This is a genomic window from Marinimicrobium sp. UBA4509, from assembly GCF_002388575.1.
Lineage (GTDB): Bacteria > Pseudomonadota > Gammaproteobacteria > Pseudomonadales > Cellvibrionaceae > Marinimicrobium > Marinimicrobium koreense.
The window spans coordinates 34,830-56,849 of record NZ_DGMV01000069.1 but is presented as its reverse complement, the minus strand read 5'-3'; the positions used below and the strand labels follow the sequence as shown (position 1 = coordinate 56,849).

Below are 22,020 nucleotides of genomic sequence, written 5' to 3'. Positions count from 1 at the left end.
GTGGGTGTCGGCTGCATGGTGGATTCCTGCCGCACGTGCACCGCCTGCAACGCGGGTCTGGAGCAATACTGTCAGGAAGGCATGGTGGGCACTTACAACGGTAAAGACCGACACGATGGCAGCGTGACCTACGGAGGCTACTCAGACCACGTGGTGGTCAGTGACCGCTTTGTGCTGCGCCTGCCGGAAGCGCTGGACCCCGCCGCAGCCGCCCCGATTCTGTGCGCGGGCATTACCACTTACTCGCCTCTGAAGCACTTTGGTGTCAAGGCCGGAGACAAAGTGGGCGTGCTCGGCATGGGAGGCCTGGGGCATATGGGCGTCAAATTTGCCAAAGCGCTGGGCGCCGAAGTGACCATTTTCACCCGCTCCGAGAGCAAGGTCGGCGAGGCCAAACAACAGGGGGCCGACCATGTGGTGGTATCCACGGACGAGCAACAGATGGCGGCGGCTGAAGGGCAGTATGACTTTCTTCTGGACACCATTCCGGTGCAGCACGACCTGACACCCTATCTTAACTGCCTGGGCGTGGATGGCACCCACGTGCTGGTGGGGCAGATCGACACCATCGAGCCGAGCATCCACACCGGCGCCCTGATCGGCAAACGCCGGACCCTGGCCGGCTCAATCATCGGCGGTATCCCGGAAACCCAGGAGGTGCTGGATTTCTGCGCCGAGCACAACATCACCTGCGATGTGGAAATGATCAACATTCAGGACATCAACACCGCCTATGAACGCATGAAAAAAGGCGATGTGAAGTACCGGTTTGTGATCGACATGAAAAGCCTGAAGGGCTGATGCACCAACGCTCCGGGTATGGACTTATGGCTTGAGGGTCATCACAGTGGCCATACCCAGAGCAGCAGCGGCGTGCCCACCAGTACCACAATGATTTCCATGGGGAGGCCCAGCCGCCAATAATCCCCGAAGCGGAAACCACCCGGCCCGAGAATCAGGGTGTTGTTCTGGTGGCCGATGGGGGTCAGAAAGGAGCAGGAGGCACCGATTGCCACTGCCATCAGCAGGGTATCGGGGTTGACGCTGAGCACGGCGGCACTGCTGATAGCGATCTGGCACATGACCGCCGCTGTAGCCGCATTGTTCATGAAATCGGACAGGGTCATGGTGATGACCATCAACAGCACCACCGCCACGATGGCATTGCCGCCGGCGACATTTTCCAACAGGATTTGTGCCAGTAAATCCGCCGCGCCGGTCGAGGCCATGACCCCGGCAACCGGAATCATGGCGGCCAGCAACACGATCACCGGCCAGTCGATAGCCTCGTACATCGAACGCATCGGCAGAACACCGCTGACCATAAAGCCAAGCACCCCGGCGGCAAAGGCCACCGCCGCGGGCACCCAGCCAATGGCCGCGGCCAGAATGGCCAGCCCCATGATGCTCACCCCCAGGGCGGCCTTGCCTTTATCGGGAACACCAATGGAGCGCTCGGCCAACGGAATACAACCAAATTCCCTGCCAAAGGCACTGATCGCATCGCTTGAGCCCTGCAGCAACAACACGTCCCCGGCCCTGACCCGAATGGAGCGCAGGCGCTTGACCGAGCGCTTGCCCTGACGGGAAACGGCCAACAGGTTGATACCAAAGCGGGTCCGCAGCCGGATGTCGCTGGCACTGCGCCCGAGCAACGTTGAACCGGGCAATGCGGCCCATTCCTGGAGAGCACTGCCACTGTCGTCCCCCGACTCTTTCTCACTCTCTTCGTCGTCGGACGTCGGCGCTGAGGCTTGCTCCGTCTCATCGTCTGATTCGGTCTCAACGTCCTCTTCCAGCGCCAGGCCCAGACTGGAGAGCACCGCTGACAGCGCCTCAGGCTCCGCCTCGAGAACCAGGATATCCCCGGCCCGCAGCACGCGGGCCGGATTGGGCGCCTGGACTCTCAGGTCATTGCGCACCAGCCCGACGATCTGTGCTTCATCATTATCGAGCAGCGCCTCGGCCTCGCGCAGCGGTTTACCGACCACCTTGTTCTTCTCAGTGACCCGCACTTCGGTGAGGTAATGGCCGGTCTCAAAACTTTCGACCCCCGCCGGCTCGCGCCGGGGCACAAGCCGCCAGCCGATGACGGTGATAAACGCAACACCGGTCAGTGCGACCAGGGCCCCGACCGGGCTGTAATCGAACATGCGAAACGGCTCACCACTGAGATCAGCGCGGAAGCCGGACACAATCAGGTTGGGAGGTGTCCCGATCAGGGTGGTCATCCCCCCCAATATGGTGCCGAACGCCAGCGGCATCAGTACCACGCCAGGGGGGACCTCCTGCTTGCGGGCCAGTTGAATCGCTACCGGCATCAATAGCGCGAGCGCCCCGACATTATTCATAAAGGCCGACAGAAACGCGCCCAGGGCTGTCAGCATGGCGGCGCCAATGGCCAGGCCCGCATTTTTGGGCAAGAGCTTTTGGGCAAGTACATCTATCGCACCGGTGGACTGCAATCCACGGCTCAGAACCAGTACACAGGCAACCGTAATCACCGCACCGTGGCCAAAGCCGGCAAACGCGTCCTGCCCCGGAATCAACCCGGTGAACACACAGGCCAGCAAGGCCGCCAGAGCCACCATGTCATGCCGCCAGCGTCCCCACAGGAACAGGCCAATACTGGCGGCCAGGATTGAGAGAATCAGCGTTTGATCCAGGGTCATTGAGACGCTACTCCGTGGGCTCCAGGCGCAGGTTATCGAGATAGATCCAGCGGGGCTCGGTCACCCCTGAGGTAAAGAGTAGCAGACGGATCATCCGGGCCAGATTCATCCTGCGGGTTTCTGGCGCCGAGGCAATGTCCTCCAGCGGAATGCGGTAGTGGTTCCAGCCGGGAGCGACCTCCAGCCGGCCGTTGTACCGATCCGAAAACAGTCCTTCATTGCGATCATGGGTGGCGTCATTGATCCGCAGGGTCATGCGCAGCGTGTCATCGCCGGGGTTGAAAATGGACAGGCTTAGCGCCTGATAACCGCGCCAATCATCCACCAGCCGGCTAAGATGCGTGCCCGCGTAGGGGTTCTTGTCGGTACTGATCAGTCGCACCGCCAGACTGTACTCCCCCTGGGCCACGGGTTGGCGGACACGCTGTACATCGCCCTCCCAGAAAGGCACATCCCAGCGGGATTCAAAATCACCGAGAACCGGAAACTGGCGATGCTGCCGGTACTCGGCCAGGCCAAGCACCAGCACCGACTGCAATTGCCAGAGCACCAACACAGTGGCGATAACCCGACCGGACCAGACCCAGCGGGTCGCCGGCTGGCCCCAGAAAAGGCCCATCCAGGTACCGACCACGTTCAGGAGAATATCCTTCCCACTCGCCTGCCGATCCACCAGAGTCTGCAGGCCCTCGATCAGAGCGCTCAGCACCACGACCACCAACGTGAGTGCCAGCCATTGATGGGGCGCCCGCAGCGGCCAACGCCCCTGCCACCAGAACATCAGGCAGGCGAAGAACACCCAGTGCCCCTGCTCCCAAGCTTCCCGAATGACGGGCGCGGAGAGCCAGTCCGGCCCGCCGATAAAAAACAGCGGGCTGGCAATCAGTACGGGAATCAACAGCCAGTCGCGATGCTCCTTCAGGCGCTGCATTCAGTAGCGGACCTCGCCCATGCCATTGAATTGCTTGGCCAGGTTGGTGGCATAGTTGTCGGTCATGCCACTGATGTAGTCGATCACGGCCATCAGGGCCTGGTATTTATAACGCCCTTCCTGGGCGAACACCGAGGGGTGAAAGTTGTTGTCGCCCATCAGTGCCAGCACCCGATTGTCTTTGTAGGTGACCTGATCCGGATCACCCAGTAGGGCATCAACGGCCCCGCACAGGGTGCTCAGCAGGGTGCCGATGGTGTTGTAGGCACCGATTTCCAGCTCGACCCGTTTGGCGTGGTTGAAAATGCGCTGCTTGGCCAGATCCTTGGCGGCCTGCACGGCGGTACGGACATTGTCATCGCACAGCGAAATCAGATCACCCTTCACAGTCCCGGCCAGAAAATCTGCACGATGCTCCATGAAGGCGTCGGTACCGGAGTCAATCAGGGCTTCAATCACCTTGCCGCGCAAGATCGCCGGCTTGCGTCCGTCATCCACCTTATTGAGATTGCGTTCCAGTTCGGGAATCTGCACTGGAGGAATCACCCGGCGCAGAATGTCATAGATTTCCGGCCAACTGAGAATGCCCATCTCCAGGCCATCCTCCAGGTCCAAAATGCCGTAACAGAAGTCGTCCGCTGCCTCCATCAGGTACACCAAGGGGTGCCGGCAATACCAGTGCTCGCCGATCGGCAACAGACCGGTGCGCTGAGCGATTTCGTGAAAGTAGTCCAGTTCAGTCTGGAAGATTCCGTACTTGTTATTTTTGGGGCGTTGGTTCTGGACGCTGGGCGTCGCCGTCCAGGGGTATTTGATGGAAGCGCCCAGGGTCGCGTAGGTCAGGCGCATGCCTTCTTCGTATTGGTAGTACTCCAGCGTGGTCAGCACTCGCAGACTCTGAGCATTGCCCTCAAACAGTCGAACATCATCTCGCTCGGCTTCGGTCAACCCCTCCAGGTACACGCGCCCTTCTTTTTGAAACCAGTTTCGAATGGCCTCTTCGCCGGTGTGGCCGAACGGCGGGTTACCGATATCGTGGGCAAGACAACTCGATTGGACGATATCGCCGATGTCGGTGGGGAGTAACGGTCCCGGCAATTCCCCCCGGGCCTGCAGGGCATTGCCCACACGCATGCCCAGCGTGCGCCCGACACAAGCCACCTCCAGACTGTGCGTCAGGCGATTGTGCACATGGTCATTGGCCGCCAGCGGATGCACCTGGGTTTTGCGAGCGAGCCGCCGAAACGCCCCGGAGAAAACGATTTTGTCGTGATCCGAATAAAAGGGTGAACGCCCTTCTTCGCTTTTGGCCGGGCGCTGCCCGAGCCGCTCGGCACACAACAGTTGCTCCCAATTCATTGCCATAGCAGGTCCTCTGTACCCTTGGCCCGATTCTTCCGCAATGTACCCCATGTGTCTGGCGCGGCACAAACCAAACCGCCCCGTCCGACAGGCCGAGCGATGCACCAGCATTGCCCAGCCATCCTCCAAGCTGCCCAACCAGGGCGCACCCAACGCGCTTCCACCGGTGCACCACCCTCGGCTCCGGCAGCACCCAACCGTCATTAAGCCACTGATTCTAAAGCGGTTTAGGGGCCGAGCTAAACGCCGGTCAAACGCTGGCACAGTTTCTGCTGAATACCATCTTGCATACAAGATTGGCGATTAACGATGAGGAACCCCGATGACGTTACCCACCGGCTGGACGTTGAGCGAATGGCAGCACGCCTATGGCAAAGCGCAACTGGACCCCAAAACCACCCTTGGCGAGCTGCGCGATACACTCTCGGCCGATGACCCCGCCTGGATTCATATTGTTTCGCAAACCGAACTGAACGCCCAGATCGCCACCCTGACCTCCCCCAGCGAACAGCCCCTGTTCGGCATACCCTTTGTGGTCAAAGACAATATCGACGTGGCCGGTTTACCCACCACGGCCGCCTGTCCCGCCTATTCGTACACCGCCGAGCGGGACGCCACCACCGTGGCCCGACTCAAAGCGGCGGGTGCCATTGTTCTGGCCAAAACCAACCTGGACCAGTTCGCCACCGGACTGGTGGGCACCCGTTCGCCCTACGGGGCCGTACCCAACAGTTTCAATCCCGACTATGTGTCCGGCGGTTCCAGCTCGGGCTCGGCCGTGGCCGTCGCGCGTGGCCTGGTGCCCTTCAGTCTCGGCACCGATACCGCCGGCTCCGGGCGCGTACCCGCCGGGTTCAACAACATTGTCGGGCTGAAACCCACCAAGGGCCGATTCAGTATTCAGGGCGTGGTGCCCGCCTGTAAAAGCCTCGACTGCGTGTCGGTGTTTGCGTTGACGGTGGATGATGCCGATACGGTGGCCTCGGTACTGGAAGGATTCGATCCCGCCGATGGTTATTCGCGCCAGCCGCCGCACTCGGCCCGCTACTGGTCAAACCGACCCCGCTTTGGCGTACCCGATCGACACGACTGGTTTGGTGATTCCGAAGCCCAACGCGCCTGGGAGGCCAGCCTGAAAACCCTGCAGGCGGACGGTGTGGAGCTGGTGCCCATGGACTTCACCCCCATGCAGACGCTGGCGCAATTACTCTACGGCGGCCCCTGGGTCGCCGAGCGCCATGCGGCCATCGCAGAATTCATGGCAGAGCACGCCCAGGAAATGAACCCGGTGGTGCGCGGCATCATTGAACAGGCACAGAACTTCTCCGCCACCGATGCCTATCGGGCGGAGTACGCCCGGGCCGATCTGGCGCGTGCCATCCAGACCGCCATGGCCGAGGTCGATGCACTACTGGTGCCCACGGCACCGCGCCTGCCCACCATCGCTCAGGTCGAGGCCGACCCGGTCGGCGTGAACAGTCAGCTCGGCACCTGGACCAATTTTGTGAACCTGGCCAACTGCAGTGCGCTAGCCCTGCCCGCCGGTATTCGCGCCGACGGTTTACCCTTTGGAATCACCCTTGTTGCCCCCGCTTGGCAGGACCGGGCCCTCACGGATTTTGGTCGTCACTGGGAAGCCATTGCGCCCTGGAAGCGGGGCGCAACCGACCTGCAATCACCCGCTCCCACCGCGCCTTCAAAAGCGCCGCAGGATCACGTTCGCCTGGCCGTCGTCGGCGCGCACCTGAGCGGTATGCCGCTGAATCATCAGCTCACCGAGCGTCACGCCCGGTTGGTAGAACGCACCCATACCGCACCCACCTATCGACTGTACGCACTACCGGACACCATCCCGCCCAAACCGGGTCTGATCCGGGCCGATGAGGGCGCAAGCATCATTGTTGAGTTGTGGGATATCCCGGTCGACCAGTTCGGCAGTTTTGTGGCGCTGGTACCCGCACCTTTGGGCATCGGAACCCTGACGCTCGACGACGGACGCGAGGTCAAGGGATTCATCTGCGAAGGCGCCGCCGTGAAAGGCGCCCAGGACATTACCGAACTGGGCGGCTGGCGCGCGTTCATTGAGTCCCGAAGTTGAAGCCACATTGAACGCGCCATCCGAGCAACGCCCTATCCGCCCCGAACCCATACGCTGATACACGGAGAACACACATGTTTCACACCGTCCTGATCGCCAACCGCGGGGAAATCGCGGTTCGCATCGCCCGCACTCTGAAAACCATGGGCATCAAATCCGTCGCCGTCTACTCTGATGCCGACCGCAACAGTGCCCATGTGGATGCGGCCGATGTCGCCATCGCCCTGGGCGGTGAGAGTGCCGCCGACAGTTATCTCAAAGTGGACAAGATCCTGGCGGCCGCCAAAGAAACCGGTGCCCAGGCCATCATTCCGGGGTACGGCTTTCTGTCAGAGAACGCGGACTTCTGCGAACAGTGCGAAGCCGCCGGCATTGCCTTCTGTGGTCCCACGCCCCAGCAGATTCGCGAATTCGGTCTGAAACACACCTCCCGGGAAATTGCCGAAAAAGCCGGCGTGCCACTAACTCCCGGCACAGGCCTGCTCAACTCCCTGGACGAAGCGAAAAGCGCCGCCGAACGCATCGGTTATCCGATAATGCTCAAAAGCACCGCCGGTGGCGGTGGTATCGGCCTGACCCGCTGTGATAATGAGGCCGCACTCATTGAGGCGTTCGACAGTGTGAAACGCCAGGGCCAGAATTTCTTCAGTGACAGCGGCGTTTTCCTGGAACGCTTTGTCGACAACGCGCGTCATGTGGAAGTGCAGATTTTTGGTGACGGAAAAGGCAGTGTGCTCGCACTTGGAGAGCGGGACTGCTCACTGCAGCGTCGCAACCAGAAGGTGGTGGAAGAAACCCCCGCGCCGAGTCTGCCCGCCGCTACCCGGGAAAAACTGATGGCCGCTTCGGTGAGTCTGGGCAAGGCGGTGAATTACCGCTCGGCCGGCACCGTGGAATACATCTACGATCCGGTGCGGGACGATTTCTACTTCCTCGAAGTGAACACCCGCCTGCAGGTGGAACACCCGATCACCGAAGCCTGTACCGGAGTGGATCTGGTCGAATGGATGATCCGCACCGCCGCGGGTGATGCCCCCGACCTGAACCAGGCAATCGACCCCAAAGGCGCGGCCATTGAAGTACGCGTCTACGCCGAAGATGCAGTACGGGATTTTCAGCCCTCCCCCGGCACCCTCACCGACGTTCACTTTCCCGAGAACGCCCGTATCGACACCTGGGTATCCACCGGCACCGATGTGTCGCCCCACTATGACCCGATGATCGCCAAGATCATCGTCACCGGTAACGACCGGGCCGAGGCCATCGCCAACATGGTGGCAGCACTGGACGAAACCCGCATGGCCGGCATCGCCACCAACCTGGATTATCTGCGCCAGATCGTGGCGTCGGACTTCTTTGCCTCAGGCGATGTGGCCACCAACAAACTGGCCAGCTTCGAGTACCAGCCGCCGGTGGTGGAGGTCATGCAGCCAGGCACCTACACCAGCATTCAGGATTACCCCGGTCGGGTCGGCTACTGGGGCATCGGCGTGCCCCCTTCCGGGCCCATGGACGACTACGCTTTCCGCCTGGCCAATCGCATTGTGGGCAACCACGAGCACAGCGCCGGACTGGAGTTTACGATTGTCGGCCCCACCCTGCGCTTTCATACCGATACTGTGATCGCCCTGACCGGTGGCCGCACACCGGCGACGCTCGACGGCGAAGCCATAGAGTTCTGGCAGCCGGTCGGAGTAAAAGCCGGCCAGGTATTGGAAGTCGGCAAAGCCGTCAACGGCTGCCGGACTTACCTCGCGGTGCGCAACGGCTTTGATGTGCCCGAATATCTGGGCAGTCGCTCGACCTTCGCACTGGGTCAGTTTGGCGGCCACGCCGGGCGCGTTCTGCGCGCAACGGACATGTTACGGGTGAGCGACCCGGCGCTGCCCGCTTGCACCACGGCAGCGCCCACCCATTCACCCCAACCCTGCCCCACCGCACTGATTCCAGAGTACGCCCAGGAATCCGACGAGGGTCCGCGCGAATGGCACATCGGCGTGCTTTATGGCCCCCACGGTGCCCCGGACTTTTTCAAGGAAGAGTCCATTGAGATGTTCTTCAACACCGCCTGGGAAGTGCACTACAACTCCAACCGCCTGGGCATCCGGCTCAATGGCCCCAAGCCGAGCTGGACCCGCAGTGACGGCGGAGAAGCGGGCTTGCACCCGTCCAACATTCACGACACGGAATACGCCGTCGGCTCCATCAACTTTACCGGCGATATGCCGGTCATTCTGACCAAAGACGGTCCCAGCCTGGGCGGGTTTGTCTGCCCGGTGACCATTGCCAAGGCGGAGCTGTGGAAAGTCGGCCAGGTGAAGCCCGGGGACAAGCTTCGCTTCAAACAGTTGAGCTTTGATGAGGCGCTGGCCATGGAAAAGGCTCAGGATAAAGCGATCACCGATCTGTCCGAGCCTGAACCGGTGGGTGATTTCACTATTCCTGTACCGGACCACTCGCTCTCTCCCTGCATTCTTGCCGCCCTACCGGCCGCCCAAGGGCGCCCCGAAGTGGTTTACCGTCAGGCAGGCGATAAATACATCCTGATGGAGTACGGCCCACTGGTCATGGACCTGCGCTTCCGGTTGCGGGTACACGCCATGATGGAGGCCCTCAAGGAAAAGCCCATTGAGGGCATTATTGAACTGTCACCCGGTGTTCGCTCCTTACAGGTGAATTATGACAGCCGGGTTCTGCACCAGCGCGAGCTGGTCACACAGCTACTATCCATCGAAGAGACACTGCCGCCCGTGGACCAGATGCGCGTACCCAGTCGCATCATTCACCTGCCGATGGCATTCGAAGATTCGGCAACGCTCGAAGCGGTAGCCAAATATCGGCAATCGGTGCGTGATACCGCTCCCTGGCTGCCCAGCAACACCGAGTTCATGCGCCGGATCAACGGACTGGAATCCATCGATCAGGTGCGCGAGGTTCTGTTCAATGCCAGCTACCTGGTACTGGGGCTGGGAGACGTTTACCTTAGCGCCCCCTGCGCCGTGCCCATTGATCCCCGTCACCGACTGCTGACGTCCAAGTACAATCCGGCCCGCACTTACACCGCCGAAGGTACGGTCGGTATCGGCGGTGTCTACATGTGTATCTACGGTATGGACTCTCCCGGCGGCTATCAGCTCGTGGGTCGGACGCTACCTATCTGGAACAAGTTTCTGAAAAGCCCGGTATTTATCCATGGTGAGCCCTGGTTACTGCGTTTTTTTGATCAGGTGCGCTACTACCCGGTCACCGAAGCCGAACTCACCGAGCAGCGCGAAGCCTTTCGCGAAGGTCGTCTGAGCATCGACATAGAGGAGACCTGGTTCGATATTGCCGAGCATGAACGTTTTCTGGAAGAGAACGCTGAGAGCATCGCCGCGTTTCAGCAAAAACAGCAGGCTGCGTTTACAGAAGAGGTCGCGCTCTGGCAGGCCGATGAAGAAAAACAGGTGGAAGCCGCTCTGCAGGCCGGCCCCGCCATTGACCCCAACGATGTGGACGGTCATGCCGTGACCGCCGACATCAGCGGCAATATCTGGAAGCTCCTGGTGGAGCCGGGGCAATCGGTGGAGCCGGATCAGCCGTTGCTGATTGTGGAGGCCATGAAAATGGAGTTTTCCATCTATGCCGACCGTAAAGCCACCGTCAGTGCCGTGCACTGTGCCCCCGGAAAGCCGGTCAATGCGGGCGACATTCTGATGGTACTCGAAGACTGATCACCGTCAGCCTCGGGGCGAACATGAGGCAAATGACGTATTGCACGCATCATTTAAGTGCACACCCGGGAGCGCCTTAGAGCGCTCCTTTTTTTATTCTCCATAAAACCTGTTGTTTTCTCAGTCACTTACCGGATTTCACCACCAGATTTCGAGTTTGGCACAGTTCCTGCTGAATACCATCTTGCATACATGATCATATTCAAGGCGGACAGCAGTGAATCAAAAATCGGATCGCCCAAGTTTGACCGAGCGGGTCTACAGCGCCCTCAAGCAGGAAATTTTTGATTTCGTGCTGCTGCCCGGAGACCGCTTTACCGAAAGCGAAATCGCCCAACGCATGTCCGCCAGTCGAACCCCCGTGCGTGAAGCCCTGACGCTTCTGCAGAGAGAGGGTTTTGTCGATGTGATGTTTCGCGCGGGCTGGCAGGTCAAGCCGTTCGATTTTGAAAAGTTCGATCAGCTGTACGAGTTACGGATCGTGCTTGAACAGGCCGCAGTGCGAAAGCTCTGCGAGATGGAGGGAACCCCGGACCTGGACGCACTCAAGGAATTCTGGCTGGTGCCGGTCAGCGACCGACTGGACGACGGGCCCACGGTGAGCCTGATGGATGAACGCTTTCACGTTCATCTGGTGGAGGCTTGCGGCAACGAAGAGATGGCCCGGGTCCACCACAACATTACCGAACGGCTGCGCATCATCCGGCGCATTGATTTCACCCAGCGGCCACGGATTGAGGCGACCTATCAGGAACACGCAAAGATTCTGCGCACCATCATCAAGCGCCGCTCGGACGAAGCCCAACGCCTGCTGAAAACGCATATTGAGGAAAGTCAGGCCGAAGTCAGAAAGATCACGCTGCACATGTTGCACGAAGCCCGTCAGGGGCACCAGTTACCGAAGACATCCAACCCCTGACCGACAACCCGATTTCAGGAGAACGTACGCCACTGTACCCACAACAGGATGTTTACCCAGCAATACACCGTAAAACCGACATCAATGGAGAATGACTCATGAAGCTAGCTCAACTACTCAAACCCATTGGCACCCTGGCGGTCGCCTGCAGTATGGCTCTGACGGGTCTCACGGCCCACGCCCAGGAAGAAGACACCATTAAGGTGGGGGTTCTTCACTCCCTATCCGGCACCATGGCCATTTCGGAAACCACGCTGAAAGACACCATGCTGATGCTGATCGAAGAACAGAACAAGAAGGGCGGCCTGCTTGGTAAGCAGCTGGAGCCGGTGGTTGTCGACCCAGCCTCCGACTGGCCACTGTTTGCGGAGAAAACCCGCGAGCTGATCACCCAGGAAGAAGTCGATGCCATTTTCGGCTGCTGGACATCGGTTTCCCGTAAATCGGTTCTTCCGGTGATTGAAGAGCTTAACGGTATTCTTTTCTACCCGGTGCAGTACGAGGGTGAAGAGTCTTCGCGCAATGTGTTCTACACTGGCGCGGCGCCCAACCAACAGGCAATTCCCGCCGTGAACTACCTGATGAATGAAGTAGGGATCAAACGCTGGGTACTGGCCGGCACCGACTATGTGTACCCCCGGACCACCAACAAGATTCTGGAAGCCTACCTGAAAGCCAATGGCGTTTCCGACGAAGACATCATGATCAACTACACCCCGTTCGGTCATTCCGATTGGCAGAACATTGTGTCGGACATCAAACGCTTCGGCAGCCAGGGCAAACCGACGGCTGTGGTATCCACCATCAACGGGGACGCCAACGTGCCGTTCTATCGCGAACTGGGTAACCAAGGGGTATCGGCGGAAGACATCCCGGTGGTCGCTTTCTCCGTGGGCGAAGAGGAGCTGTCCGGTATCGACACCAAGCCTCTGGTCGGCCACCTGGCCGCGTGGAACTATTTCATGAGCGTCGATACCGATCAGAACGAAGCGTTCATTGAAAAATGGCACGACTTTATCGGTAGTGAAGAGCGCGTCACCAATGACCCGATGGAGGCGCATTACATCGGCTTCAACATGTGGGTGAAAGCGGTCGAGAAAGCGGGTACTACCGACACCGACGCTGTGATCGATGCCATGGTGGGTGTAAAGGTACCCAACCTGACCGGCGGCATCAGTGAAATGCTGCCCAACCATCACATCGAAAAGCCGGTTCACATTGGTGAGATTCAGGATAACGGACAGTTCCTGACCGTATGGCAAACCGAAGACCTCGTGCCCGGTGATGCCTGGTCCGACTACCTCGAAGGAAGCAAGGACCTGATTGCCGACTGGACCGACCCGGTCAACTGCGGCAACTACAACACCAAAACCAAACAGTGCCTGGGCGCCGCGCCAGCCGCGGAATAAACCAGAACGACAGGCCACAAGAAGCACCACCGCCCGGCGCAGCCCGGGCGGTGCACCCATTCTGGCAATAAGAGCACGCTGTTATGATTACCACTGGTCAACCAAGGACCCACGTTGGGCAACGGTTACTGCATTTTTTACTGCCACTGTTGCTGTGCATTGCAACGCCGGCGCTCGCTCAAGAGGAGAACGCCCTGGCCGAACAGACTCGAGCGGTCGCCCAGGCCAGTCTGATGCAACGGGACGACGCCATTGACGCCCTGGCGCAAGTCGCTCACCCGAGAGTTCCGATCGTACTGACGGCCCTGCTGGAAGGGAACCTGTACAGCGATGACGAAGACGAAAGCCGCATTCTGATTGAACGGCCCGATGGCAGCCTGGAGAACGCACTCACCGGAGCAAGCCTGGACGCCGCGATCGATACTAAACGCATTCCCGTCACAACGCGGATGCGCACCCAGATTCGCAACATACTCGCGCGCCTGAACCTCGATTCCGAAGATACCCAGACCCGCTACGAAGCAGTACAACGGATGATCAAAGAGGGCATCGACGAAAACAACATCGAACTATTGCAAGCTCGCAGCGATATCGAAGAGACGCGCCTGGTAAATGAAACCATTGAAACCGCCCTCTCTCTTTACGACCTCAAGAGCGACAACGAGCGAGTTCGCCTGTCCGCCATCCAATCGCTGCGTGGCTCACTGGTGGGCGAAGCCCGCAACGAACTGCGCCGTCTGCGCGATGACGACCCGGCGCCCGCCGTGCAGGAAGCCGCCGGAGAAGCACTGGCCTCTATCCAGACCAAACTCGAATTTTACCAATTCGTCGAAAGCATTTTCTTCGGCTTGAGCCTGGGCTCGGTCCTGTTACTCGCCGCCATTGGTCTGGCCATCACTTTCGGGGTAATGGGCGTGATCAATATGGCCCATGGCGAGCTGATGATGATCGGTGCCTACACCACCTGGGTGATTCAACAGCTGTTCCCGGGACAGATTGCCTGGAGCCTGGCCATGGCCGTCCCCGCGGCCTTCCTGGTCGCCGGACTGGTGGGCATTGCCATTGAACGAGGGGTGATCCGCTTTCTGTACGGCCGCCCCCTGGAAACCCTGTTGGCCACCTTCGGTATCAGCCTGATTCTTCAACAAGCGGCTCGCACCATTTTTTCGCCGCTGAACCGTAGCGTGACCTTACCTGACTGGATGAGCGGCTCGATGGTCATCAACCCGGCGCTCTCGCTCACCTACAACCGCCTGTACATTCTCGCCTTTGGCCTGATCGTGTTCTTCATGCTTATGGCCATTCTCAAACGCACCTCGCTGGGCCTCAAAGTGCGAGCGGTATCCCAGAACCGCCCCATGGCGCGCGCGGTGGGAGTGCGCGCCAGTTGGGTCGACGCCATGACCTTCGGCCTCGGCTCGGGCGTGGCGGGCGTGGCCGGTGTCGCCCTGTCGCAGCTGACCAATGTCGGCCCCAACCTCGGCCAGGCCTACATCATCGATTCATTCATGGTGGTGGTGTTCGGTGGTGTAGGCAACCTCTGGGGCACCCTGGTGGGCGCCATGGGGCTGGGCGTACTCAACAAATTCATGGAGCCCTGGGCGGGCGCGGTGCTGGCCAAAGTGCTGGTATTGGTGATGCTGATTCTGTTCATTCAGAAACGCCCCAAAGGCCTGTTCCCTCAAAAAGGACGGGCAGCGGAATAACCCCTGCCCTGCTGAAAGGTTTCGAGAGACACTTATGTTGACACAACGTTTACTACTCAGTGATCGGGGCGGCATGCTGGTATTGGGGCTGGTAGCCCTGATGGCGGTGATCGTTCCGGTCTGCAATATGCTGGTGCCGGAGAGTTCGCCCTTCCATGTTTCGACTTACCTGGTCACCCTGATCGGCAAGTTTCTGTGCTTTGCACTACTGGCCCTGTCGGTGGACCTGATCTGGGGTTACGCCGGCATCCTGTCCCTCGGGCACGGTGCCTTTTTCGCCCTGGGCGGCTACGCCATGGGCATGTACCTGATGCGTCAGATTGGTGATCGGGGCCAGTACGGCAATCCCGACCTGCCGGACTTCATGGTATTTCTGAACTGGGACAGCCTGCCCTGGTACTGGCTCGGTTTCGATATGTTCTGGTTCGCCGCGCTGATGGTACTGGTGGTGCCCGGCCTGCTGGCCCTGGTGTTTGGCTGGCTCGCGTTTCGTTCACGGGTGACCGGGGTCTACTTTGCGATCATCACCCAGGCGCTCACCTACGCGCTGATGCTGGCGTTCTTCCGCAACGAGATGGGCTTTGGGGGTAACAACGGCCTGACCGACTTCAAGGACATCCTGGGATTTTCCATCACTGACAAAGGCACCCGCAACAGCCTGTTTATCGCCTCGGCCATTATGCTCATTCTCGGCTACCTGGCTTGCCGCTATATCGTCACCTCTCGCATGGGGCGGGTGATTGTTTCCATTCGCGACGCCGAAAGTCGAACCCGTTTTTGCGGGTATAAAGTGGAAGCCTACAAACTCTGGCTGTTTGTGTTTTCCGCCATGCTCGCCGGCATCGCGGGCGCCCTGTACGTGCCCCAGGTGGGCATCATCAATCCCGGTGAATTCTCACCCCTGAACTCCATCGAGCTGGTGGTCTGGGTGGCGACCGGCGGTCGCGGGACGCTTTACGGGGCCATTGTCGGTGCCTTCTCCGTGAACTACGCCAAAACCCTGTTTACCACCTGGTCACCGGAGAGCTGGCTGTTTGTGCTCGGTGCCCTGTTTGTGATTGTCACCTTGATTCTGCCCAAGGGCCTGGTGGGTCTGTTTGATCGCCTCAAGCGCAAAGGCAACAAGACCGATCCCCAGACCGGAGCCGACCAAACAACCGAACCCAAGGAGGCGCCATGAACCTGATCAAGCAAGCCCATCAATTCAGTCAGAGGGCGCTACCCAAACGGGATCCGAATTTTGGTAAACCCCTGGATACCAGTCACGGCCCGATTCTGTACGTTGAAGGCGTGACGGTCAGTTTTGACGGCTTCAAGGCGCTGAACAATCTGAACCTGTATGTGGACGATGGCGAGCTGCGTTGCATCATCGGCCCCAACGGCGCCGGAAAAACGACGATGATGGATGTGATTACCGGTAAAACCCGACCCGATGAGGGCAGCGTGTACTTTGGACAACAGATTGATCTGCTGAACCTGTCCGAGCATCAAATTGCCCGGGGCGGCATCGGTCGGAAGTTTCAGAAGCCGACCATTTTCGAAGCGTTGACGGTATACGAAAACCTGGAGCTCGCCACCGCCGCCGACAAGCGGGTCTGGTTCACCTTGACCCGATCACTCTCGGCGGAGCAGACGGACCGGATTGATTCAGTGGTCCGCCAGATCGGTTTACTGTCAGAGGTTCAACGCCCCGCCGGTCTGCTCTCCCACGGTCAAAAACAATGGCTGGAAATCGGCATGCTGCTGATGCAGAGCCCCCGGGTGTTGCTGGTGGATGAGCCCGTCGCCGGATTGACCGGCGAGGAAACCGAACGCACCGCCGAGCTGCTGACCTCCCTCGCCGGCGATCACTCGGTGATCGTGGTGGAACACGACATGGCCTTTGTGCGCTCGATCGCCCGCCAGGTCACGGTATTGCACCAGGGCTCGGTATTGGCCGAAGGCACCATGGATCAGGTGCAGAACAACCCAAAAGTCATCGAAGTGTATTTGGGTGAATAGTGTGGGTAACGGCGGATACCGCCACTAGGTAGCGTAGGGCGGATCGGTCCGACGATTCGGAGCCCAGCGCATCCGCCGTAAATACCCCCTAAAACAACCAACGACCTGGACTGTAACAACGGAGACCCCCGTGCTAACCATCGAAAACGTCAACCAATATTACGGCCAAAGCCACATCCTCTGGGACCTGTCCCTGGAAGTCCGTGAAGGCACCTGCGGCTGCCTGCTCGGGCGCAACGGCGTGGGCAAAACCACACTGCTCAAATGCATCACCGGTTTGCTGCCCATTGCCGAAGGAAGTATCCGGCTCAACGGCAAAGACATCAGTAAACTCTCCACCGAAGCCCGCGCCCGGGCCGGCATCGGCTACGTACCCCAGGGCCGGGAAATATTTCCGCAGCTGACCGTTGAGGAAAACCTCAAAATCTCTCTCGGCGCGCGGGGCGACGGTCAGACCAAAGTCCCCGATCACATCTACGAGTTGTTCCCGGTACTGCTCGACATGCGCCACCGCCGAGGGGGCGACCTGTCCGGCGGCCAGCAACAGCAACTGGCCATCGGACGGGCCCTGGTGCTGGACCCGAAAGTTCTGCTGCTGGACGAGCCCACCGAGGGCATTCAGCCAAACATCGTGCGCGATATCGGCAACGTGATTGGCAAACTCAATCGGGAAATGGGGCTCACCGTTTTGCTGGTTGAACAGAAACTGCCGTTCGCCCGCAAGGTGGCCGATGACTTTTTTATCATGGAAAAAGGCCACACTCAGGCCTCTGGCGCGATTGCCGCTCTGGACGACCATCTGGTACAGAAGTATTTGAGTGTATAACCATGCCTCGGGCCGTCATCAACCGACCCTGAGAAAGGGGGTGACTTGAATCACATTGTTTCACCCCCATACACGGACTGTTGCTCAAGCCTGCTACACTTAGCAGGTATCAATTGCCACGGAATCACTCAGGAGAGACATTAATGGCACTTAAATTTGGAACCCCGCTTACAGCACTGGCCCTCGCGGCCACACCCCTTTCCCACGCCGACGACCACGACCTGCACCACCCCACCTTTGAACTCCATGGTGGCCTGGGGCGCACGGTATTTGACACCCCGCTGGAAGACACCGGTCACTATCAGCTTGGCCTGGGAATGAACCTCGGCGAACGCTGGGGCCTGGAATTGATGGCCTCGCAATTCGACACCGAGCAGAGTGAAACCGGTGTGGATATCGACGGCGAACAGTATCGCCTCGACGCGCTTTATCACCTGGCCGATCGCAATCAGCGCGCTCGTCCCTATTTCGCCTTCGGCGTTGGCGACCAGGAGCTGTCCGGCCCCACCCTGGCCCGGGCCCAGAACGACACCCTGATCAATGCCGGTGTCGGGGTCAAATACCAACTGTCCAAACGCTGGTTGTGGCGCACCGATATGCGCCTGTTCAACAACCTGGATGCCGAACACACTGACTTCGCCATCAGCACCGGCCTGAGCTTCCTGTTCGGTTACGACGACCGCCCCGCACGGTCAACCGCGCCCGAACCCGCTCCAACCACACCACAGGATAGCGACAACGACGGGGTGGTCGATAACCGGGACCAGTGCCCCGATACGCCCGAAGGAGCCCGCGTCGATGCCCGAGGCTGCGCCCTGGACAGCGACCGCGACGGCGTGCCGGACCACCGGGACAACTGCCCCAATACCGCCCGCCAATACCGGGTGGACGATCAGGGCTGTCCGGTTGAGCTGACCGAGTCGGTCTCCATCGAAATGCAGGTGCAGTTTGAGACCAACAGCGCCGAGGTTCGGGAGCAGTTCATGCCCGAAGTGCAGCAGGTCGCCGACTTTATGCGCCAGTTCGACCAGACCCGGGTCACCGTCGAGGGCCACACCGACAGCAGCGGCGCCGCCGCCTACAACCAGCAACTGTCCCAGCGCCGCGCCGACGCGGTCCGTGACGTGCTGATTGAGCGCTTTGGCTTGCCCGCAGACCGGGTAGAGGCGGTTGGTTATGGGGAGGAGCGCCCCATCGCCGATAACGACACCGCCAGCGGCCGCGAGCAGAACCGCCGCGTCGTTGCGGAGATCAGCGCCGATGTGACCCGCACCGAAACCAGAGACTGATTCAGGAAAGAAGGCGACAGCGGCCGTCTTGGGGGTAATGCGACCTTGCGTTACCCCTCACACGGCCCTACAATGCTCCCAATTCTGGAACTTCCGGCTTTTCCGGTAGTCTCATGAATCGCAGGGTTCGAGTTCGGCCAGCTTGACTGGCACTCTGCCCGACGCGACCAAATTCCCCTTTAAGGGGCCGATTTGGATTCGACGCCGGTGACGAAACTCAAGGTGCATGTCGTGATGGCAGCCAATCACGTTAATCCAAAGCTGCAACTTAATAGTTGCCAACGACGACAACTACGCTCTAGCAGCCTAAGAACCTGCTAGCGGTCAATAGCAAGGTGCCAGTACCGCGTTATTGACTGTCAAATAGAACTGGATCGCGGTGAAGTTCGCCTGTGGCGGATCCGTTAAAACCTAAACAGGATCGCGTCTTACGTCCTGCCCGTTGGGCTGTAAGAGGCTAAATCAATAAACGGAAACTAAGCATGTAGAGCCAAGAGCGGAGTATCGGCGGACGGGGGTTCAACTCCCCCCGGCTCCACCATCACCACATCTAAAGACGTCCTAGGACGTCTTTTTTTGTGCCTAAAATCAAGCAGTTACGTGGTTTTCCAGTCTATTAACGTCCGATAAGATCCAGTAACAACCGACACTGCGGGTATTCCAAGTGGTATTCCATGGCACCCAATGCTATATTTTGGAATACCAAATGGCAGTCTGGAATACCCAATGAGCACCTACACCACCACCCTGAAGGCCAAGCAGGTCGCCGCCGCCAAGCCTCGAGACAAAGACTACGTCCTGTCCGATGGGGGTGGCCTTCAACTCCGCGTGCGCGCCAATGGCTCACGTCTGTGGAACTTCAATTACCGTCACCCCATCTCCAAGAAACGAGTCAACATCGGGCTGGGTAGTTACCCCGAGATCAGCCTCGCTCAAGCTCGCGAAAAAACCAAAGAGAGCCGCGCGCTCGTTGCCCGGGGCATCGACCCCAAAGCGCACCGAGACAAAGAAGCACTACAAAGGAAGCTGGAGACGAGCAACACCTTGCGCAAGGTCGCCGAAGAGTGGATTGAGCTGAAAAAGTCCCGTGTGACCGCTGACCATGCAGCCGACTCCTGGAAGTCACTGGAGATCCATATTTTCCCCAAGCTGGCGCACACACCGATTACCGACGTTAGCGCTCCACAGGTGATTGATGTCCTACGCCCTATTGAAGCCAAAGGCAGCCTCGAAACCGTCAAGCGCCTATGTCAGCGGCTAAACGAAATCATGACTCACGCCACAAATAGTGGGTACTTACCAACCAACCCGCTCAGCGGCATAAGGGAGGCTTTCTTAAAACCCAAGAAGAAGAATATGCCCACCATCAAGCCGGAGGAATTGCCGGAGCTGGTACAAACCATCGCCAACGCCAGCATCAAGCGAGTCACTCGCCTGCTGATCGAATGGCAGCTGCACACCATGACACGCCCCTCAGAAGCGGCTGGCGCTCGCTGGGAAGAAATCGACTTCGCGAAGCAGTTATGGACAATACCAGCCGAGCGGATGAAAAAACGGAAAGAGCACATAGTGCCACTGACAGAGCAAAGCCTGGCGCTACTGGAAGCATTAAAACCGATTAGTGGGCACCGGGAGCACCTATTTCCATCTGATCGCAACCCACGAACCCACACCAATAGCCAAACCGCCAATATGGCGCTTAAGCGGATGGGTTATGGGGGTAAGCTTGTCAGCCACGGCTTGAGGGCATTGGCCAGCACAGTACTGAATGAAATGCGGCAGGACCCGGAGCTCATTGAGGTATGCCTGGCTCACGTTGACAGCAGCGTGCGGGGGGATTACAACCGGGCAGACTATCTGGAGGCTCGAAGGAAGCTCATGACGGTTTGGAGCAGCCAGATCGAAAAGGCGTCGATAGGCTCACTGTCCGCCTGTCAAAGCCCCCCTCTAAAGGTGGTGAATGGATGATAGTTGAACAGAAATCGCAATGGCTCCTAAAGGCCAGAGCTGGGGCCGAATAAAGCACGCGGCTCTCGTTGGCCTGTGAGTCCCGCAGCTCATACGCACTCGATTAAATGCGCTTTACTGGGTCCAAGCGCCAAGGCCGGACTTGAAATATATTCATAAGGCTTTGATATAAAAAGACTTTAATTGGTTCAAATAATGCTGATACCGTCGTCCCATTTGGGTAATTATTGAACCGAAATGGGTATTGAATCCGCCCTTCAAGCCATAACTGAAGCAGTTGAAAGCCCTTACTTCATGGCGAAAGTCTGGCCCTGTCGAGCTAAGTAGATAGTAGCGCGCACCCAGAGTCAGCACAATGGGCCACTATATCGGCAGACCTCTCAGCCACCGAGCACTCCTTTATGGAACGGTTGCGGTCATTCTCTGAGTACCCCCTATCTTGGCGGTGTATCATTTCCCCAGTGATGAATACTGAAAGATTTTTATATTATATATATGTTAATCTGGACACGGTGATATGCTTTCAAAAATTGTAAGTGGTGGACAAACCGGAGCGGATAGAGCGGCTCTGGATGCAGGTATTGAAGCCGGTTTCCCTATAGGTGGGAACTGTCCCGCCGGGCGTTTAGCTGAGGATGGCTCAATAAGTAACAAGTACAAGCTGACCGAAATTGAGGGTGGCTACCGGCAACGTAACAAAAAAAATGTGACGGACTCTGACGGAACCGCAATTTTCTACAGCTCATACCCGACTGGCGGCACTGAAGCATCAGTTCTCTTCTGCATCAAGCAAAAGAAACCTTACAAGCTAATTGATATTCAATTGATTGATCCCAGAAGGTCGGCAGAAGTCCTGAGCAGATTTATTGAAAACTTTGGGATCAGTACACTGAACGTAGCAGGACCCAGAGCAAGTAGCTGCCCAGAAATCTACGACCACGTAAAGCAATCGATAACCCTTGTCTTACGTGAAAGCCATAAGCCAAAGGGTACAACTGATCCCACAAGGCCTGGTGGAGCTTAGTTGACAAATGTGCCCGCAACAATCATTGCCCGCATTATGATAGTTTTTGGCTATCATTATTGCTTGGCGTTTTCCAAGCAGCCTACACTAACTCTTAGCTCA

General features: G+C 58.7%; 15 protein-coding genes and 1 other RNA gene. 13 read left to right on the top strand and 3 right to left on the bottom strand.

Annotated elements, in window-relative coordinates; genetic code table 11:
- A partial coding sequence (locus B3520_RS13610; RefSeq protein WP_286876280.1) for an NAD(P)-dependent alcohol dehydrogenase occupies positions 1 to 801 on the top strand: 801 nt, incomplete at its 5' end.
- A 41-nt stretch (positions 802 to 842) separates the two neighbouring features.
- On the opposite strand, the gene B3520_RS13605 is transcribed toward B3520_RS13610, so the two are convergent.
- From B3520_RS13605 to B3520_RS13595, 3 genes are read right to left on the bottom strand one after another with little or no spacing between them, the layout of a single operon-like run.
- On the bottom strand, positions 843 to 2,672 hold the full coding sequence (locus B3520_RS13605) for an SLC13 family permease (RefSeq protein WP_286876278.1): 1,830 nt from the start codon (positions 2,670 to 2,672) through the stop codon (positions 843 to 845).
- 7 nt (positions 2,673 to 2,679) lie between these two features.
- Positions 2,680 to 3,603, bottom strand: a complete 924-nt coding sequence (locus B3520_RS13600) for a hypothetical protein (RefSeq protein WP_286806468.1) — start codon at positions 3,601 to 3,603, stop codon at positions 2,680 to 2,682.
- A complete protein-coding gene (locus B3520_RS13595) occupies positions 3,604 to 4,968 on the bottom strand; it encodes a deoxyguanosinetriphosphate triphosphohydrolase (protein ID WP_286876276.1) in 1,365 nt (454 codons plus the stop codon).
- Between the two features lie 319 nt (positions 4,969 to 5,287).
- Here B3520_RS13595 and atzF point away from each other — a divergent pair, with 319 nt between their 5' ends.
- From atzF to B3520_RS13535, 12 genes are all read left to right on the top strand, one after another.
- Complete coding sequence (gene atzF, locus B3520_RS13590; RefSeq protein ID WP_286876274.1) at positions 5,288 to 7,063, top strand: allophanate hydrolase; 1,776 nt, start codon at positions 5,288 to 5,290, stop codon at positions 7,061 to 7,063.
- A gap of 74 nt (positions 7,064 to 7,137) precedes the next feature.
- Positions 7,138 to 10,776: an urea carboxylase gene (uca, locus tag B3520_RS13585; RefSeq protein WP_286876272.1), complete on the top strand. Its 3,639-nt coding sequence runs from the start codon at positions 7,138 to 7,140 to the stop codon at positions 10,774 to 10,776.
- Positions 10,777 to 10,993: 217 nt separating this feature from the next.
- Positions 10,994 to 11,695, top strand: a complete 702-nt coding sequence (locus B3520_RS13580) for a GntR family transcriptional regulator (protein ID WP_286804953.1) — start codon at positions 10,994 to 10,996, stop codon at positions 11,693 to 11,695.
- A 98-nt stretch (positions 11,696 to 11,793) separates the two neighbouring features.
- A complete protein-coding gene (gene urtA, locus B3520_RS13575) occupies positions 11,794 to 13,104 on the top strand; it encodes an urea ABC transporter substrate-binding protein (protein ID WP_286804955.1) in 1,311 nt (436 codons plus the stop codon).
- 83 nt (positions 13,105 to 13,187) lie between these two features.
- On the top strand, positions 13,188 to 14,810 hold the full coding sequence (urtB, locus tag B3520_RS13570) for an urea ABC transporter permease subunit UrtB (RefSeq protein WP_123639076.1): 1,623 nt from the start codon (positions 13,188 to 13,190) through the stop codon (positions 14,808 to 14,810).
- A 34-nt stretch (positions 14,811 to 14,844) separates the two neighbouring features.
- A complete protein-coding gene (gene urtC / locus B3520_RS13565) occupies positions 14,845 to 15,990 on the top strand; it encodes an urea ABC transporter permease subunit UrtC (protein ID WP_123639077.1) in 1,146 nt (381 codons plus the stop codon).
- Positions 15,987 to 16,811: an urea ABC transporter ATP-binding protein UrtD gene (gene urtD, locus B3520_RS13560; RefSeq protein WP_286804957.1), complete on the top strand. Its 825-nt coding sequence runs from the start codon at positions 15,987 to 15,989 to the stop codon at positions 16,809 to 16,811. Before urtC ends, urtD begins: the two co-directional genes overlap by 4 nt.
- A 130-nt stretch (positions 16,812 to 16,941) precedes the next feature.
- On the top strand, positions 16,942 to 17,637 hold the full coding sequence (gene urtE, locus B3520_RS13555) for an urea ABC transporter ATP-binding subunit UrtE (protein WP_286804958.1): 696 nt from the start codon (positions 16,942 to 16,944) through the stop codon (positions 17,635 to 17,637).
- A gap of 143 nt (positions 17,638 to 17,780) precedes the next feature.
- A complete protein-coding gene (locus B3520_RS13550) occupies positions 17,781 to 18,926 on the top strand; it encodes an OmpA family protein (protein ID WP_286804959.1) in 1,146 nt (381 codons plus the stop codon).
- Between the two features lie 183 nt (positions 18,927 to 19,109).
- Positions 19,110 to 19,467: a transfer-messenger RNA gene (gene ssrA, locus B3520_RS13545) on the top strand.
- 185 nt (positions 19,468 to 19,652) lie between these two features.
- A complete protein-coding gene (locus tag B3520_RS13540) occupies positions 19,653 to 20,894 on the top strand; it encodes an integrase domain-containing protein (RefSeq protein ID WP_286804961.1) in 1,242 nt (413 codons plus the stop codon).
- A gap of 517 nt (positions 20,895 to 21,411) precedes the next feature.
- Positions 21,412 to 21,918, top strand: coding sequence for a putative molybdenum carrier protein (locus B3520_RS13535; RefSeq protein ID WP_286804963.1), 507 nt, complete (start codon positions 21,412 to 21,414; stop codon positions 21,916 to 21,918).
- Positions 21,919 to 22,020: the final 102 nt, after the last annotated feature.

Bases quoted from the DNA above. Each gene is read 5' to 3' on its own strand.
- B3520_RS13605 (WP_286876278.1), bottom strand. From the start codon at position 2,672: ATGACCCTGGATCAAACGCTGATTCTCTCAATCCTGGCCGCCAGTATT.
- B3520_RS13600 (WP_286806468.1), bottom strand. From the start codon at position 3,603: ATGCAGCGCCTGAAGGAGCATCGCGACTGGCTGTTGATTCCCGTACTG.
- B3520_RS13595 (WP_286876276.1), bottom strand. From the start codon at position 4,968: ATGGCAATGAATTGGGAGCAACTGTTGTGTGCCGAGCGGCTCGGGCAG.
- atzF (WP_286876274.1), top strand. From the start codon at position 5,288: ATGACGTTACCCACCGGCTGGACGTTGAGCGAATGGCAGCACGCCTAT.
- uca (WP_286876272.1), top strand. From the start codon at position 7,138: ATGTTTCACACCGTCCTGATCGCCAACCGCGGGGAAATCGCGGTTCGC.
- urtA (WP_286804955.1), top strand. From the start codon at position 11,794: ATGAAGCTAGCTCAACTACTCAAACCCATTGGCACCCTGGCGGTCGCC.
- urtB (WP_123639076.1), top strand. From the start codon at position 13,188: ATGATTACCACTGGTCAACCAAGGACCCACGTTGGGCAACGGTTACTG.
- urtC (WP_123639077.1), top strand. From the start codon at position 14,845: ATGTTGACACAACGTTTACTACTCAGTGATCGGGGCGGCATGCTGGTA.
- urtD (WP_286804957.1), top strand. From the start codon at position 15,987: ATGAACCTGATCAAGCAAGCCCATCAATTCAGTCAGAGGGCGCTACCC.
- B3520_RS13550 (WP_286804959.1), top strand. From the start codon at position 17,781: ATGGCACTTAAATTTGGAACCCCGCTTACAGCACTGGCCCTCGCGGCC.
- B3520_RS13540 (WP_286804961.1), top strand. From the start codon at position 19,653: ATGAGCACCTACACCACCACCCTGAAGGCCAAGCAGGTCGCCGCCGCC.
- B3520_RS13535 (WP_286804963.1), top strand. From the start codon at position 21,412: ATGCTTTCAAAAATTGTAAGTGGTGGACAAACCGGAGCGGATAGAGCG.